We start from the raw sequence: 14,796 nt of genomic DNA, 5'->3' as shown, positions 1-14,796 counted from the left end.
TTCCATGGATCCGTTCGGAGGAGAGGACCCGCACCCATGGCCGCCGAACCCGTGATCGTCGAAGCCGTCCGCACTCCCATCGGCAGGCGCGGCGGCGCGCTCGCCAACCTGCATCCCGCCTACCTGCTGGGCGAGACCTACCGTGAACTCCTCGGCCGCACCGGCATCCCCGCCGACGCGGTGGAACAGATCGTCGGCGGCACGGTCACCCACGCCGGCGAACAGTCCATGAACCCCGCGCGCACGGCCTGGCTGACCGTCGGGCTGCCGTACGAGACGGCGGCGACGACGGTCGACTGTCAGTGCGGCTCGTCCCAGCAGGCCTCCCACATGGTCGCCAACATGGTCGCGGCCGGGGTCATCGACGTCGGCATCAGCTGCGGTGTCGAGGCGATGTCCCGGGTGCCGCTGGGGTCGGGGTCGAAGCACGGGCCCGGGAAGCCGTTCCCGGACGAGTGGAACGTCGACCTGCCGAACCAGTTCGAGGCGGCCGAACGCATCGCACGCCACCGGCGGTTGACCCGCGAGAACGTCGACGCGCTCGGTCTGCTCTCGCAGGAGCGGGCGGCCGTCGCCTGGTCCGAGGAGCGCTTCAAGCGGGAGACGTTCGCGGTCCAGGTGCCGACCACCGAGGACGAACAGCGCGCCGGGCAGGGCATGTGGCGTCTGGTCGACCGGGACGAGGGACTGCGCGACACGTCCATGGAGGCGCTGGCGGGCCTCAAGCCGGTCATGCCGACGGCGATCCACACGGCGGGCAACTCCTCCCAGATCAGCGACGGCGCCGCGGCGATCATGTGGGCGTCGAAGCGGATGGCGCGGGCACTGAAGCTGAAGCCACGGGCCCGGATCGTGGCACAGGCACTGGTCGGGGCCGACCCGCACTTCCACCTCGACGGTCCGATCGACGCGACCCGTGCGGTGCTCGGCAAGGCGGGCATGTCCCTGAAGGACATCGACCTCGTCGAGATCAACGAGGCCTTCGCGTCGGTGGTGCTCAGCTGGGCCCAGGTCTTCGAGCAGGACCTGGAAAAGGTCAACGTCAACGGCGGCGCGATCGCGCTCGGGCACCCGGTGGGCGCCACCGGGGCGCGGCTCATCACGACGGCCCTGCATGAACTGGAGCGCACGGACAAGGAGTTCGCGCTGATCACGATGTGTGCGGGTGGCGGCCTGGCCACCGGCACGATCATTCAGCGGTTGTAGACGTCCAGTTGACGAAGGTGGTGAAGACGGCGGGGTCGATCGTGAGGATCGGTCCCGCCGGGGTCTTGGAGTCGCGGACGGCGACGGCCGCGACTGTCTCGGCGATCTCTACGCAATCACCGCCCTGGTCGCTGCTGTAGCTGGACTTACGCCAGTTGCTCTCCATAGCGGTCCTCCATCGCGCGTCGGATCAACTCCGCCGAGTCCTTGAGGGATAGAGCGGCGGCTCGAAGATGATCGTAACGGAGCGAGCAGTCCTTGACGGTGTCCGGATTCGCGGTCGGATGTCCGCTGCCGTATCCCTCGGTGTAGACGATGGTCGGGTCGCTGCCGAATCGGTAGAGGTTGAACGAGCCCGTCAGTCCGGCGTGCGCCCCTGCGGAGAACGGCAGTACCTGGATGTTGATCTGGGGATCGTTCTCGAAGGACAACAGATGGGTCAGTTGGCCACGCATCGTTTCCTTGTCGCCGATCTCCTGGTACAGCGCGGCCTCGCTGATGACCATCCAGAAGACCGGTGGCTCCTCCTTCTCGAAGATGCGCTGACGAGCCAGTCGTACGGCGGTGCGGTCGTCGAGGTCGTTGCGTCGGAGTGCGCTGAGCGTGGCGCGGGCGTAGGCGGGGGTCTGCAGCAGTCCGTGGATCATGGTGGCCTGGAAGGTACAGATCTCGGTCGCCCGTGCCTCCAGCTCGGCAACCTGCTGAAACCACGAGGGCAGTTGACTGCGCAGCACCAGGTCGACAAGACGGGTCAGTAACCCGTCCGATCCCAGCGCCGCGTCCGCCCGTTCGCTGAACTCCGGTGTCGGGACCTTCCTCGCCGTCTCGATCTGCCCGACCAGGGAGCCGGTATAGCTGAGGATGTCGCCGAGTTGACGCTGGGTCAGGTGGGCGGCTTCTCGGAGCCGGCGCAGCTCGAAACCGTAGTAGTCGCCGGGCGAGGCGCCGGGGTCGAGGGAGTGAATGCCGGTCACGCGGGGGTCCCCTCTCGGGTAACTGGGTCCACGGCTCAACCAGTTGTGTCCGTTCGATAGCCCAGAGTAGTCATGCGAGGTCACGCTCGTCCCGTGAACTCCTACATTCCCCAGTGGCGCCTGTCCCTCACCGCGGGCGAACATTCCGCCCGCCACATCCGCCGGATCGTCCGCTCGCTGCTGGACGAGTGGGGGCTGTCCCCGCTGTGCGATGCCGCCGAACTCGGCGTGACGGAGCTGGTCGCCAATGTCGTACGCCATGTTCCGGACCGTCGGTGTGTGGTGCTGGTGCTGCGGCTGGAGACCGGTGTCCGGGTGGAGGTCGCGGACGGGGCGCCCGAACTCCCGCTCCCGGCGGTCGAGTCGGACGCGGAGGCCGAACACGGCCGCGGACTCGTGCTGCTGGACGCCGTCGTGGACAAGTGGGGCATGGGGCCGAGATCGGGTGGCGGAAAGGTTGTCTGGTTCGAGTGCGGGCCCCGATGATGGCGACATGGCAGAGGGTCTTCGGTGGGTGTCCGAGGCCTACCCTTTCGGCTACAGCCTCATCTTCTGCGAGGGCCTCACGCCCGAGGAAGTACTCCGGCGACTCGGTGCCCGGCGCGAGTCCGTCTTTCCGCTGACCCGGCACGAGGCCCAGGAGATCGAGGTCCGCAACTCGATGGACGAGCCGTTCGGTCTGGACCACCTGGAGGATCTGGACGTCGAGGCCGTGGAGGAACTCGGCTTCCTGCGGCGCTCAGTGGACGCGGTCGTGCGGGCCGGGTCGATCGAGGGCTGGACCTTCGCCGTCCAGGCCTCCGCCTCGTACGTCTCGGCGGTGAACTACCTCCCCGCGCTCTCCTCGGGCAGCCGCGTCCTCGCCGCGAGCTGCGACGTCAACGCCGTGCAGCGGGTGGAGTACGCGGTCGACGGGCAGGTGCTGTCCTCCTTCGACCCCGGGGTTCCCGCGTACGACGACGGCGCGGACCCGTCGGCCCTCGCCTGGCCGGCGGCCGGCGGGAGCATGACTTCGCCGCAGGTTCTGGAGTACCTGGAGAGCCGGTTGGGGCTGTGGGTGCCGAAGGACTCCGAGGAGCTGCGGCTTCCGGCGGCGGGCCTGTCGACCCACCGATGACTTCGGCCCGCCTGTGCGGTCCTCACTCCGAGGAGGTGTTCGCGATGGACGCGACGGTACGGCAGGAGGCTCTGGAGCGGCTGCGGGTTCTGGTCGGGGAGTGGGTGGTGGAGGCGGAGTTTCCCGGGCAGACGGTGGGGGCCGGGCGGAGTGTGTTCGAGTGGACGCTGGACGGGCAGTTCCTGGTGCAACGGACCGAGGTGCCGAACCCCGCGCCGGACAGTACGTCGATCGTGTCGGTCGAGCCGGAGACGGGGGCGTACACGCAGCACTACTTCGACGCGCGGGGGGTCGTACGGCTGTACGCGATGACCTTCGACGGCGAGGTGTGGCAGTTGCTGCGTGAGGAGGAGGACTTCTCCCCGCTGTCCTTCCGACAGCGTTTCACCGGGCGGCTGAGCGCGGACGGCGACAGCATCCACGGCGTCTGGGAGCAGTCGACGGACGGGGCGGCGCAGTGGGAGACGGACTTCGCACTGACGTACCGAAGGAGCCGCTGACATGCGGCCCACGGCGGAGAACGCACGCGGGATCGTCGACGCGAGCCGGTACCTGGTGCTGGCCACGGCGGACGCGGAGGGGCGGCCCTGGAGTACGCCGGTCTACTTCGCGCATGTGGGGTGCCGGGAGTTCTTCTGGGTGTCCTCGCCGGAGGCGGTTCATTCGCGGAACGTCGCGGTGCGGCCCGAGGTGGGGATCGCGGTCTTCGACTCGTCGGTGGAGATCGGCACCGGGCAGGGTGTGTACATGCCCGCCGTCGCGGCCGAGCTCGTGGAGGGGGCGGCGGCAACGAGCGCGCTGGAGGTCTTCTCCCGGCGGTCGCTGGGGCACGGCGGGCGGGTCTGGACCCTCGACGACGTACGGGGCGACTCCGGGATGCGGATCTACCGGGCGGTGGCCGAGGCGCACTCGATGCTGGCGAAGGACGGGCGCCCGGATCACCGAGTGGCGGTCGATCCGGGCTGAGGTCGCCGACGGCTCGCCTTCGGCGGAGGCGAGCGCGGGATCGCCGGTCTACCCGAGGCGTTCGATCGCCGCTGCCGTCTCCGCCGCCGACACCGTGTCGTCGGCCGCCGCGAACAGTTCGTGTGCCCGGGTGAGGTGTTCGCGGGCCTCGGAGAGTTCGCCGCAGTGGCGCAGGGCCGTGGCGAGACCGGTGAGTGCCCGGGCCCGGAAGCGGTCGAGGTCGCCGCGGGCGGGGGGTGTGGTGACCGGCCGGTAGGCCGCCACCGCCTCCGGCCATCGTTCGAGGGCCAGCAGATCATTCGCGATCTCGTGGCGGAGAAGGGCCTGGACGAACTCGTTCAGGCCGGGAACATCCCCGGCGGAGGTGTCGAGCAGGGCCCGGTGAAGGGCCAGCGCCTCCTCGGCACGGCCGGATTCGCGCAGCGCCTTGCCGAGGACCCGCTGGGAGACCGCCTTCCCGGCGGTGTCGCCGACGGCCTCGAAGAGCCGGATGGCCTTCGCGGCGGCCTCCGCGGCCTCCGTGGGCCGCTCCAGGCTCAGACAGGCCCCGGTGATGTACGACCACGCCCAGGCCTGCTGGCCCTCATCGCTGGTCTCGATCGCCAACTCCAGCGCCTTGCGGGCGAGTTGTTCGGCCCGTTCGTACTGGTTCGCGCCGACCCCGTGGGCCCAGGCGAGGCAGTTGAGCTGGTGGGCCTCGGCCGCCCGGTCCCCGACGGCGGCCGCGGACCGGGCGCCGTACGAGAAGAGGGTCCGCCACTCGGGCCACTGGGTCCAGCGGTCGGAGAACCAGTACAGGGTGCGCGAGGTGTGGAGGATCTCCGCGTGCCGGCCCGCCGCGTACATCAGGGGCAGGGCACCTGCCCAGTTGGAGCGTTCGGCGATGAGCCATTCCTCCGCGTCCGCGGCGGACTCCGGGGTGGAGGCGGCGGGTTCGCCCGCCCACGGCTCCGGCGCGCCCGGCGCCTCGAATATCCGGCCGGCCGCCGAGGCCGAGCGCAACAACCAGTCCGCCATGCGCAGTTGGACCTCCCGGGCCACCGACTCGGGCTCCTCGCCGTCGAGTCGCTCGCGCGCGAAGAGCCGTACGAGATCATGGAGGGCGTACCGGCCGGGTGCGGTCTCCTCCAACAGACCCCGGTCGACCAGGAGGTCGAGAACGTCCCCGGTGGTGAGCGGGTCCTCGCCGGTCAGGACGGCGGCGAGGTCGGGCCCGGTGTCATGGCCGGGGATGAGCGAGAGCCGGCGCAGCAAGAGCCGGTGCGGTTCGGTGAGTTGGCCGTAGGAGAGGGCGAGAGCCCCGCGTACGGCGAGGTCGCCCGCGACCAGGCCGCTCAACCGGCGTTCCTCGTCCGCGAGGTGGCTCACCAGGCGGGCCGGCGTCCAGCTCGGGCGGCTGGAGAGGCGGTTGCCGACGATGCGCAGGGCCAGCGGGAGGTGTCCGCACAGCTCGGTCAGCCGGGTGATCGCCTCGGACTGTCCGTCGGTGCGCGGGGCGCCGAGGATCCGCTCCAGGAGGGTCGCCGACTCCCTGCCGCTGAGCCCGCCGAGCCTGATCCGCCGTACGCCTTCGAGTCCGGCCAGCGGTCGTCTGCTGGTGACCAGCACGAAGCTGCCCTCGGCGTCCGGCAGCAGCGACCTGGTCTGGGTCTCGTCGGCCGCGTCGTCGAGGACGACCAGCGCCCGCCGGGTCGCGAGCATGGCCCGGTAGACGGACTCCCGGGCCACCGGGTCGACCGGGATCCGGTCAGGCGGGTGGCCGAGTGCCACGAGCAGGAGGACCAGCGCCTCGGCGGCCGGCAGCGGGGAGTCGCTCATGCCGTGCAGCTGGACGCAGACGCTGCCGTCCGGGAAGGAGTCGGTCAGCCGTCGTACGGCTTCCGCGGCCAGGGTGGTCTTGCCCTGCCCGCCGGGCCCGAAGAGCACCGCCGCACGCGTGCGCGTGCCGGTGGCGAGGGCCTGCAGCTCCGCCAGCTCGTGTTCCCGTCCGGTGAAGTCCGGGACGGTGCGCAGGAGATACGGCGGGGTCGGCGGGCCCCCGCGTTCCCGGCCGGTGTCGGCGAGCCGCTGGAGGCGCTCGCGCTGCTCGGTGTCGAGCCGGAGGGCGGCGGCGAGCGCGTCGACCGTACGTCGCTGGGGCCCCCGGCTGCGGCCGCGCTCCAGGTCACCGAGCGCGCGGACGCTGACCCCGGACGCCCCGGACAGGTCCTCCAGGGTGAGCCGGGCGGTCCGGCGCAGGGAGCGCAGCATCACGCCGAAGGCGGTGCCACCGGGGGGAGCCTCGGGCTGCGGTGGTTCAGGTGCATGACTGGTCATCACGACAATTAGAACAAGCGCTCTCTACTTCCGCCTGCACTTCTGCCTGGTGACCATGAGCCACCCGTGGTGAGCTGATATCTCCCTACGAGGAGGACCAACCGAAATGCCGTACATCACCGTTGGCGACGAGAACAGCGCGCCGATCGAGCTCTACTACGAGGACCACGGCACCGGACAGCCGGTCGTCCTGATCCACGGCTACCCGCTCGACGGCCACTCCTGGGAGAAGCAGGTCCCGGTCCTGCTGGAGGCCGGCCACCGCGTCATCACCTACGACCGCCGCGGCTTCGGCCGTTCCTCGCAGCCGACCACAGGCTACGACTACGACACCTTCGCCGCCGATCTCGACAAGGTGCTCACCAGCCTGGACCTCACCGACGCGGTTCTCGTCGGCTTCTCGATGGGCACCGGTGAGGTGGGCCGCTACCTGGGCACGTACGGTTCGGGGCGGGTCGCGAAGGCCGTCTTCCTGGCCTCGCTCGAGCCCTTCCTGCTGAAGACCGACGACAACCCGGCCGGCGTGGACCAGGCGGTGTTCGACGGGATCCTGGACGCGGTCACCAAGGACCGGTACGCCTACTTCGACGCGTTCTACCAGGACTTCTACAACCTGGACGAGACGCTGGGCAGCCGGATCAGCGAGGCGGCCGTGCGCAACAGCTGGAACGTGGCCGCGGGGGCCTCGGCGCACGCCTCGGTGGCCTGCGTACCGACCTGGATCACCGACTTCCGGGCCGACGTGGCGAAGATCGACGTACCGTCGCTGATCGTGCACGGCACCGGTGACCGCATCCTGCCGATCGACTCGACCGGGCGGCCCTTCCACGCGCTGCTGCCCTCCGCCGAGTACGTCGAGATCGAGGGCGCGCCGCACGGTCTGCTGTGGACGTACGCGGAGGAGGTCAACGCGGCACTGCTGGACTTCCTGGCCAAGTAGCCCTCGACAAAGGGTTCACTCGCGCCCCGAGGCGGTCACCGCCAGCAGGGCCACCAGCCCCGCCGCGATCGCCAGCGGAATCCCGAGGCCGTGGTGGAGCACCAGCCACGCGCCGAGCGCGGCCCCGGTGACCATCGCGATCACGGATGCCGTACGGCGGGGGGAGCGGGTGCCGGGGCCGCCGCCGGCCCGGGAGTCGGCGGCGAGGCCGGTCAGCGTCATGGTCAGCACGGTCGTGGTCAGGTCAGGGACGCCGAGCTTGCGGACCGTGGCGTTGCGCAGGCCCATGGCGAAGGCGGTCACGGCGATGAGGGTGTAGGCGGTGGCCGTGGCGCCGGGCGCGGCGAAGGCGACCACCGCCGAGATCCCCAGCAGCACCGCCTCGGCCGCGAGCGTGAGCCGGGCCCAGGTCCGCCGGGAACCACCGCCGAGCCGTACGGCGACCCGGCCACCCGCCATGGCGCCCACGACGAAGGACCCCAGCGAGGTCAGCGTGTGCAGCACCGAGAAGCCGGGCGCCCCGGCCGCCGCGAACCCGAGCACGACCACGTTGCCGGTCATGTTCGCGGTGAAGACATGCTCCAGGCCCAGATAGCTGACCGCGTCGATCAGTCCGCTGACCACCGTCAGCCCCAACAGCACAACCACCAGGCGCAGTCCGCGCGCCTCGGGATCGTCGGCCGTCTTCGGGTCGGTGCTGCTCTGTTCGCTCATCGAGTCTCCGGGCGGCCGGACGGGCAGGGTGCACGCAAGTCCACCACGGATGCGGGGGACTCTCGGACGTGCGGCTGTACGCCGGTGCCGGCGACACCGACGTGCCCATCGGCAACACCCGGACATGCGCCCGCACCCTCGCAGGTCAGGGAGCGAGGGTGCGGGTGGTCGAGCAGGGAGCCGTGGATCACTTCGGCTCCCTCGCCGTGTCGGCGCCGCAGGTGGTGCGGCTCTTCGACGGCGTCCGGGGGTGATGCGCGCGGCGGCTCAGTACCAGCCGTTGGCCTGCCAGAAGGCCCAGGCGGCGGTCGGGCTGCCGTAGCGGGAGTTCATGTAGTCCAGGCCCCACTTGATCTGGGTCTTGGCGTTGGTCTTCCAGTCCGAGCCGGCGGCGGCCATCTTCGAACCGGGCAGGGCCTGGACCAGGCCGTAGGCGCCGGAGGAGGAGTTCATGGCGTCGACGTCCCAGCCGCTCTCGTGCTCGACGATCTTGCTGAACGCGGCGTACTGCGCGGCGTTCGGGATCATCTTGTGCGCGACGGCCTTGGCCTGGGCGGGCGAGTTCGTGGTGGCCGCCTGAGCCGGCGCCGCGGTCAGGACCAGGCCGGCGGTGGCGGCGGCCATCGCGACGGTGGTGATGGCCTTCTTCGGAGAAGAGATGCGGCGGGCGATACGGGAGACGGACACGGAGAACCTTTTCTTCGGGGACGTGGGTGCCGCTCGCAGACCCGGGGGACATGCATCGGCGCCGAGGCCCGTGGGCTTGTCGGCGCCGTGCGACGTGGTCCAGAGAAACAGGCTCGGAAGGCGTCCGCAATGACCCCATTTACTAGTTGTGGTCGAATCGCCGGGAAAGGGAAGCCGTGTGATCCGGCTCTCAAACCGCAGGTCGGAGGGGGTGCCTAGCGGGCGTTATATCTGAGATATTCCTACTGCTCCCGTTAGTAGGTGAGCTGGGTCATGTGGGGTGCTTCACCGCCCGGACGCCTCGAATGTGACCTGGGCCTCGAAGGCGGCGCGACGGGTGGCCCGGCGGAGCGCCCTGAGGAGGGCCGGACCGAGGGTGAGCGTCAGGACGACGGTCACCAGGGCCCGGCCGAGGTCCCAGCCCAGGGATGTGGCCAGGCAGTACGTGACGAAACGGGCCAGGTTGGCGGGGACGCCGGCGTGCGGGTCGAAGGCGATGTTCGAGGCGAGGGCGCCCATGAAGGGCCAGCCGGCCATGTTCATGGCGGTGCCATAGGCGAACGCGGCGAGGAAGCCGTACGCAGCGAGCAGGCGGACCTCGGCGCGGCCCCTTGTCCGCTCGGGGCCCGGCAGCAGGCCCGCGCCCATCGTGAACCAGCCCATGGCCAGCATCTGGAACGGCATCCACGGGCCCACCCCGCCGGTGAGCAGGGCGGACGCGAACATCGTGACGTTGCCGAGCACGAAGCCGAAGCCGGGGCCGAGAACCCGGCCGCTGAGCACCATCAGGAAGAACATCGGCTCGATGCCGGCCGTACCCGCGCCGATCGGCCGGAGTGCCGCGCCGGTCGCGGCGAGTACCCCGAGCATGGCCACGGCCTTGGGGCCCAGCCCCGACTCCGCGATCGCCGCCGCGACCACCGCGACGAGGAGGACGAGGAGTCCGGCGAAGAGCCAGGGGGCGTCCTGGGTGTGGGTGCCGACCCGGGAGGTGGGCGGGGCGAGGAAGGGCCAGCCGAAGGCGACGACGCCCACGGCGCTGACCAGGGCGAGAGTGAGCAGGGAGCGGGGGCCGAGGCGTACGGCTCGGGTCATGGCAGGGCCTTCCTCACCTGGGTCACCGTGAGCCACCGCTGAGGGGCGAGGATCTTGCTGACCTGCGGGGCGAAGGAGGGGGAGGCCGTGATGACGTCCGCCGCCGGGCCGTCGGCGATCACCTCGCCCTCGGCCAGCAGGATCACCCGGTGGGCGAGCTCGGCGGCGAGTTCCACATCGTGGGTGGCCAGCATGATCGCGTGGCCGGTGGCGGCGAGTTCCCTCAGCAGAGCGACGAGGCGGGCCTTCGCCGCGTAGTCCAGGCCGCGGGTCGGTTCGTCGAGGAGCAGCAGGGGCGGGCGGGCGGCCAGGACCACGGCGAGGGCGAGGGTGAGCCGCTGTCCTTCGGAGAGATCGCGGGGGTGGGTGTCGTCGGTCACGCCGGGGAGGAGGTCGTCGACCAGTGCGCGGCAGGTGCCGGATGCCGCGCCGGCGTCCTGGTCGGCGGCCCGGCATTCGGCGGCGACCGTGTCGGCGTAGAGGAGGTCCCGGGGCTCCTGGGGGACGAGGCCCACGCGGCGGACGAGGTCCCGCGGGGTGGTGCGGTGCGGCCGGGCGCCGCCGACGTGGACGGTTCCGGCGGCGGGTTCCACGAGGCCGACCAGGGTGGTGAGGAGCGTCGACTTCCCGGCGCCGTTGCGGCCCATGAGGGCGATGGTCTCGCCGGGGCGGACAGTGAGGTCGATGCGGTTCAGGGCCTGGATACGGGCCCGGCGGACGGAGAGGGAGCGGACTTCGGCGAGGTGGGGGGTGGCGGGGGGTGCGGGTGGAGTGGCTCGCCTGCGGAACGTCCGCCTTCGGCGGGGCGTTCCGTGGCTCCCACCCGCACCAGCCGTGCCGCTCTCGTCGTCGGCTGCGGGTTCGCTCTGCGGGGTGGGTTCGCCTTTGGTGGCTGCGGGTTCGCCGTGCGAGGTGGTCTCGCCGTCGGTGGCCGCGGGTTCGACGTGCGGGACGGTCACATCGGATATGGGCGTCGGCGTGGCGTCCACGGGAGTGCGTCCGGACAGCCGGTCTCTCAGGTCTGCCGCCCTGCGGCGTGCGTCCCGCACTGTCAGCGGGAGGGGTGACCAGCCGGCCAGGCGTCCCAGGTCCACCACCGGCGGATACACCGGGGATACGGCCATCATCTCGGCCGGGGTGCCGAAGACCGGTGCTTCCCCTCGGGCGGGCAGGAGGGCGACCTGGTCGGCGTACTGGATGACGCGTTCCAGGCGGTGTTCGGCCATCAGGACCGTGGTGCCGAGATCGTGGACCAGCCGTTGGAGGACGGCGAGGACCTCCTCCGCCGCCGCGGGGTCCAGGGCCGACGTCGGTTCGTCCAGGACCAGGACCCGGGGATGCGGGGTGAGGACCGAGCCGATCGCCACGCGTTGCTGCTGGCCCCCGGAGAGGGTGGCCAGGGGGCGGTCGCGCAGGGGTGCCAGGCCCAGCAGGTCCAGGGTCTCCTCCACCCGGTGGCGCATCACCGTCGGCGGCAGACCCAACGACTCCATGCCGTAGGCGAGTTCGTCCTCCACGGTGTCCGTCACGAAATGGGACAGCGGATCCTGGCCCACCGTGCCGACCACGTCGGCCAGTTCGCGCGGCTTGTGGGTACGGGTGTCGCGGCCGGCCACCGTGACCCGGCCGCGCAGGCTGCCGCCGGTGAAGTGCGGGACGAGCCCGCTGACCGCGCCGAGGATCGTGGACTTGCCGACCCCCGACGGGCCCACGAGCAGCACGAGTTCCCCCTCCGGCACCTCGAAGTCGACGCCTTGGACGGTGGGTTCGGACGCCCCGTCGTACGTCACGGAGACATCCTCGAAGCGGATCACGACGACGGCTCCTTGGGCGTGGGGGCGAGGAAGGCCGGCAGCAGGCCGAGCAGGACGGCCGCGGCCGGCAGGAGAGGCAGGGTGGGGGCGACGAGCGGCACCACGCCGGGGTGCAGGGCCGCCGGATCGGTGGCGCCCGCGAGGAACATCGCCGCCGCCACGGCCGCGCCGGAACCGGCGGCCAGGAAGGACCGGACGTCCCAGCGGTCCGGGCGGTAACGGGTGCGCGGGGTGCGGCGGCCACCCAGCCGCAGACCCGCGAGGGCGGCGGTGAGGCCGGCGAGCAGGACGGGGATGCCGTACGTGCCGCCCTCGGCGGTGAGGAGTCCGTACGTTCCCGCGCAGACACCGAGCAGGCCGCCGAGGGTGAGCGCGGTGGTCGTACGGCGGACTCGGGGCGGGACCTCGGCCGTACGGCCGTAGCCGCGGGCGTCCATCGCCGCGGCGAGGGCGACCGAGCGCTCCAACGCGCCCTCCAGCACCGGGAGTCCGACCTGGAGGAGACCGCGGATGCCGGTGTCCGGGCGGCCTCGCAGGCGGCGGGCGGAGCGGAGGCGCTGGGCGTCGGCGATGAGATGGGGGGCGAAGGTCAGGGCCACCACCACGGCGACGCCGAGTTCGTAGAGGGCGCCGGGGAGGGACTTGAGGAGGCGGTGCGGGTTGGCGAGGGCGTTCGCCGCGCCCACGCAGATGAGGAGGGTGGCCAGTTTCAGGCCGTCGTAGAGGGCGAAGACGAGGGACTCCGCGGTGACCCTGCCGCCCAGCCGGATGCCCTGCGCCCAGTCGGGGAGCGGGAGTTCGGGGAGGGTGACGAGCACGTGCGTGCCGGGTATGGGGGAGCCCAGGGTGATCGCGAAGAGGAGACGGACCAGGAGGACGGCCAGGGCGAGTTTGACGAAGGCGGCGTAGGAGCGGGACCAGGGAGTGGTCCGGCGGCAGGTCGCCACCACGTACGCGGAGGTGGTGATGAGGAGGGCGAGGAGGAGGGGGTTGGTGGTGCGGGTGGCCGCGATCCCGAGGGAGAGGGACCACAGCCACCAGGCGCCGGGGTGCAGGGGCGCGGAGGGAACAGGTGAGCTAGGCGGCATTCCCGCGCCGCCTTGTTTGCCACACCGCCGCCGCTCCCAGCAGGGCGATCGCCGCAAGGCCCGCGTACAGGCCCACGGACGGGCCGCCGTCCGGGCCGCTCTCCTCCGGGCCCGTCTTCCTCCCCGTCACCTGCTCCCCGCACCCCGTCTCCGGATATCCCGCGATCGCGCACAGCAGGGCGTTGGTGTGGTAGCGGAGCGGCTTGGCGGCCGTCGCCAGGGCCTCCGCCGTCGTCGCGTCGCGGGGTACCACCGCGCACTCGGTGCGCCGGGCCGGGGGCGTCTCGCCGGACGGGGCGTCCGAAGCCGTACCGAAGTCGAGGACCAACGCCACGCGCTTACGGCCGTCCCGCGCCGCCGTGTCCCCGCAGATCGCCGTGAACGACGCCGTCCCCCGGGGCGTGTTCGCGTCCGCCGAGTCCTCGCTCACCGCGAAGCGGAAGCCCTGGACGTCGCCGTCGGAGGGGACCGCCGTCGAGGGGCCCTCGGTGGCGTAGGTCCAGGTCGAGCCGGTGCGGTCCCAGAAGGACCAGTAGCGGTACCCGGCAGCGTGGGCCGGACTCGCGGTGGCCAGGAGGAGGCCCGCCAGGAGGGAGAGCAGGAGCGCCCGCCGGGTCACGGCTGCTTCCTCTTGTTGCGGCTGCTGAGCAGGAAGCCGATGCCCGCGCCGGCGGCGAGACCCGCGCCGACCATCCACCAGACGGACGTGTCGGAGTCGTCGTCCTGGGACGTGGCGGCCGACGTCGGCGCCGGTGTCGGGCCCGTCGCGGTCAGTTGCTCCACGAGGTCCGTGCCGCCGAAGTCGCGTGGGTCGGCGCCGCCGGTCTTCGCGGCGAGGATCAGCTGGGCGTAGGCCGCGGGGCCGCTCTGCTCGGCCCACTTCGCGGAGTTCCGCTCCAGCCAGCGCAGCGGACCCGTGGCCGCCGCCGTCCCGCCCCGCGCGGCCAGCGCCACGACCGCGTCGGCCGTGTTGCCGTAGTCGGGCTGGTTCTCGGAGCCGGGCAGGGCGGAGGTCAGGTGGCCGTCCTTCGCGACGGCCTTCGCCAGGTAGGCGGCGCCGTTGGCCGCCGCATCCTCCGGGGTGGGGCGGGCCGCGTCCGTGCAGGCGGCGTTCTTCTTGTCGCCGGCCTTCACCGAGACCATGCCCTGGCCCAGCGCACCGACGACGGCCGCCGCGGTCGCGTCCGCGTTGGCCGTGAGTTGGCCCTTCTTGTCCGGCTGATAGGCGAACGCGCCTCCGTCGGCGCACGGCAGGGACAGCTTCAACAGGGCGTCGTAGGGCGCCTTGCCGCCTTTGAGAGCCTTGGCCGGGTCGTCGCCGGAAGCCTTCAGCGCGCCGATCACCACCGACGTCGAGTTGGCGTCGCTGGCCCCGCCGGGGGTGTAGCCCCAGCCGCCGTCCTTGTTCTGGACGGACTTCAGCCAGGTCACCGCCTTGCCGACCGCGCTGTCGTGCTCGCCGGACGCCGACAGGGCCTGGACGGCGGCGGCCGTGCTGTTGGTGTCGACCATGACCTTGGCGTCGCAGGCCCTCGCCGGATCCGCGCGGAACGCCGGGAACGCGCCGTTCGCGCACTGCTGGCCGGCCAGCCAGTCGACGGCCGCGTCGGCGGGCTCCACGTCCACCCGGTGCAGGGCGATCAGGGCGAGGGACTGGCGCCAGACCCCGTCGTACGTGGGATCCGTGCTGCCGTACAGCCCGGAGGGGGACGAGGGAGCCGGGGACGGCGAGGCGGCCACGGCGGGTGGGGCCGTACCGATGGCGACGGTGGCAGCCAGGACCGCGGCGCTGCGGCGGACGTTCATGATCGGCGGATGCCCTTCTCCCTGCGGAGAGCCGGGCGGCGCGGGAGGACCCCCGGGCGGCTCGGCTCCGTAT

Annotated in this window: 17 protein-coding genes; 7 read left to right on the top strand and 10 right to left on the bottom strand. The window is 71.8% G+C overall.

Annotation, left to right across the window (positions count from 1 at the left end):
* Positions 1-36: 36 nt before the first annotated feature.
* Positions 37-1,206 (top strand): steroid 3-ketoacyl-CoA thiolase, encoded by a 1,170-nt coding sequence (locus QF027_RS15130; RefSeq protein ID WP_307075066.1) that lies wholly within the window; start codon positions 37-39, stop codon positions 1,204-1,206.
* Here the strand turns inward: QF027_RS15130 and QF027_RS15125 are convergent.
* Both QF027_RS15125 and QF027_RS15120 read right to left on the bottom strand, forming a co-directional pair.
* Positions 1,190-1,372, bottom strand: coding sequence for a DUF397 domain-containing protein (locus QF027_RS15125; RefSeq protein ID WP_307075064.1), 183 nt, complete (start codon positions 1,370-1,372; stop codon positions 1,190-1,192). The genes QF027_RS15130 and QF027_RS15125 overlap by 17 nt on opposite strands.
* Positions 1,353-2,180, bottom strand: a complete 828-nt coding sequence (locus QF027_RS15120) for a helix-turn-helix domain-containing protein (protein ID WP_307075062.1) — start codon at positions 2,178-2,180, stop codon at positions 1,353-1,355. Before QF027_RS15120 ends, QF027_RS15125 begins: the two co-directional genes overlap by 20 nt.
* Positions 2,181-2,273: 93 nt before the next feature.
* Between QF027_RS15120 and QF027_RS15115 the strand changes: the two genes are divergently transcribed.
* Genes QF027_RS15115 through QF027_RS15100 form a run of 4 tightly spaced genes read left to right on the top strand, consistent with a single transcriptional unit; the run spans position 2,274 to position 4,263 of the window.
* On the top strand, positions 2,274-2,666 hold the full coding sequence (locus tag QF027_RS15115) for an ATP-binding protein (RefSeq protein WP_306982052.1): 393 nt from the start codon (positions 2,274-2,276) through the stop codon (positions 2,664-2,666).
* Positions 2,667-2,673: 7 nt separating this feature from the next.
* Positions 2,674-3,297 (top strand): DUF6461 domain-containing protein, encoded by a 624-nt coding sequence (locus tag QF027_RS15110; RefSeq protein ID WP_307075060.1) that lies wholly within the window; start codon positions 2,674-2,676, stop codon positions 3,295-3,297.
* Between the two features lie 44 nt (positions 3,298-3,341).
* Positions 3,342-3,797 carry a hypothetical protein gene (locus QF027_RS15105; RefSeq protein ID WP_307075058.1) on the top strand — a complete coding sequence of 152 codons (456 nt, stop codon included), beginning with the start codon at positions 3,342-3,344 and terminating at the stop codon, positions 3,795-3,797.
* Position 3,798: 1 nt separating this feature from the next.
* Positions 3,799-4,263, top strand: coding sequence for a pyridoxamine 5'-phosphate oxidase family protein (locus tag QF027_RS15100; RefSeq protein WP_307075056.1), 465 nt, complete (start codon positions 3,799-3,801; stop codon positions 4,261-4,263).
* A gap of 48 nt (positions 4,264-4,311) precedes the next feature.
* Here the strand turns inward: QF027_RS15100 and QF027_RS15095 are convergent, their stop codons facing one another.
* A complete protein-coding gene (locus QF027_RS15095; protein ID WP_307075054.1) occupies positions 4,312-6,579 on the bottom strand; it encodes an XRE family transcriptional regulator in 2,268 nt (755 codons plus the stop codon).
* A gap of 106 nt (positions 6,580-6,685) precedes the next feature.
* Here QF027_RS15095 and QF027_RS15090 point away from each other — a divergent pair, with 106 nt between their 5' ends.
* Positions 6,686-7,519, top strand: a complete 834-nt coding sequence (locus QF027_RS15090; protein WP_306982061.1) for an alpha/beta fold hydrolase — start codon at positions 6,686-6,688, stop codon at positions 7,517-7,519.
* A 15-nt stretch (positions 7,520-7,534) separates the two neighbouring features.
* Here QF027_RS15090 and QF027_RS15085 read toward each other — a convergent pair whose 3' ends face one another.
* Complete coding sequence (locus QF027_RS15085; RefSeq protein WP_306982064.1) at positions 7,535-8,233, bottom strand: YoaK family protein; 699 nt, start codon at positions 8,231-8,233, stop codon at positions 7,535-7,537.
* Positions 8,234-8,301: 68 nt separating this feature from the next.
* Here QF027_RS15085 and QF027_RS15080 point away from each other — a divergent pair, with 68 nt between their 5' ends.
* The gene (locus QF027_RS15080; RefSeq protein WP_307075052.1) at positions 8,302-8,487 is read left to right on the top strand and encodes a hypothetical protein; all 186 of its coding nucleotides are present in this window, start codon (positions 8,302-8,304) and stop codon (positions 8,485-8,487) included.
* A gap of 13 nt (positions 8,488-8,500) precedes the next feature.
* Here QF027_RS15080 and QF027_RS15075 read toward each other — a convergent pair whose 3' ends face one another.
* The 6 genes from QF027_RS15075 to QF027_RS15050 all read right to left on the bottom strand — a co-directional run bounded on the left by QF027_RS15075 (position 8,501) and on the right by QF027_RS15050 (position 14,723).
* A complete protein-coding gene (locus tag QF027_RS15075) occupies positions 8,501-8,920 on the bottom strand; it encodes a transglycosylase SLT domain-containing protein (protein WP_306982068.1) in 420 nt (139 codons plus the stop codon).
* A gap of 285 nt (positions 8,921-9,205) precedes the next feature.
* Positions 9,206-10,015: an ECF transporter S component gene (locus tag QF027_RS15070; RefSeq protein WP_307075050.1), complete on the bottom strand. Its 810-nt coding sequence runs from the start codon at positions 10,013-10,015 to the stop codon at positions 9,206-9,208.
* Positions 10,012-11,829: an ABC transporter ATP-binding protein gene (locus tag QF027_RS15065; RefSeq protein ID WP_307075048.1), complete on the bottom strand. Its 1,818-nt coding sequence runs from the start codon at positions 11,827-11,829 to the stop codon at positions 10,012-10,014. The genes QF027_RS15070 and QF027_RS15065 overlap by 4 nt, the downstream gene beginning before the upstream one ends.
* A complete protein-coding gene (locus tag QF027_RS15060; RefSeq protein ID WP_306982074.1) occupies positions 11,826-12,917 on the bottom strand; it encodes an energy-coupling factor transporter transmembrane component T in 1,092 nt (363 codons plus the stop codon). Before QF027_RS15060 ends, QF027_RS15065 begins: the two co-directional genes overlap by 4 nt.
* The gene (locus tag QF027_RS15055) at positions 12,907-13,536 is read right to left on the bottom strand and encodes an SCO2322 family protein (RefSeq protein ID WP_307075046.1); all 630 of its coding nucleotides are present in this window, start codon (positions 13,534-13,536) and stop codon (positions 12,907-12,909) included. Before QF027_RS15055 ends, QF027_RS15060 begins: the two co-directional genes overlap by 11 nt.
* A complete protein-coding gene (locus tag QF027_RS15050; RefSeq protein ID WP_307075044.1) occupies positions 13,533-14,723 on the bottom strand; it encodes a prenyltransferase/squalene oxidase repeat-containing protein in 1,191 nt (396 codons plus the stop codon). The genes QF027_RS15055 and QF027_RS15050 overlap by 4 nt, the downstream gene beginning before the upstream one ends.
* Between the last annotated feature and the right edge of the window lie 73 nt (positions 14,724-14,796).

This window comes from Streptomyces canus (assembly GCF_030816965.1).
Classification (GTDB): domain Bacteria; phylum Actinomycetota; class Actinomycetes; order Streptomycetales; family Streptomycetaceae; genus Streptomyces; species Streptomyces canus_E.
Note: the sequence above shows the minus strand (reverse complement) of the source record. Positions and strands in the feature narration are given on the sequence as shown.

Bases quoted from the DNA above. Each gene is read 5' to 3' on its own strand.
- QF027_RS15095 (WP_307075054.1), bottom strand. From the start codon at position 6,579: ATGACCAGTCATGCACCTGAACCACCGCAGCCCGAGGCTCCCCCCGGT.
- QF027_RS15100 (WP_307075056.1), top strand. From the start codon at position 3,799: ATGCGGCCCACGGCGGAGAACGCACGCGGGATCGTCGACGCGAGCCGG.
- QF027_RS15125 (WP_307075064.1), bottom strand. From the start codon at position 1,372: ATGGAGAGCAACTGGCGTAAGTCCAGCTACAGCAGCGACCAGGGCGGT.
- QF027_RS15070 (WP_307075050.1), bottom strand. From the start codon at position 10,015: ATGACCCGAGCCGTACGCCTCGGCCCCCGCTCCCTGCTCACTCTCGCC.
- QF027_RS15130 (WP_307075066.1), top strand. From the start codon at position 37: ATGGCCGCCGAACCCGTGATCGTCGAAGCCGTCCGCACTCCCATCGGC.
- QF027_RS15085 (WP_306982064.1), bottom strand. From the start codon at position 8,233: ATGAGCGAACAGAGCAGCACCGACCCGAAGACGGCCGACGATCCCGAG.
- QF027_RS15105 (WP_307075058.1), top strand. From the start codon at position 3,342: ATGGACGCGACGGTACGGCAGGAGGCTCTGGAGCGGCTGCGGGTTCTG.
- QF027_RS15110 (WP_307075060.1), top strand. From the start codon at position 2,674: ATGGCAGAGGGTCTTCGGTGGGTGTCCGAGGCCTACCCTTTCGGCTAC.
- QF027_RS15090 (WP_306982061.1), top strand. From the start codon at position 6,686: ATGCCGTACATCACCGTTGGCGACGAGAACAGCGCGCCGATCGAGCTC.
- QF027_RS15060 (WP_306982074.1), bottom strand. From the start codon at position 12,917: ATGCCGCCTAGCTCACCTGTTCCCTCCGCGCCCCTGCACCCCGGCGCC.
- QF027_RS15050 (WP_307075044.1), bottom strand. From the start codon at position 14,723: ATGAACGTCCGCCGCAGCGCCGCGGTCCTGGCTGCCACCGTCGCCATC.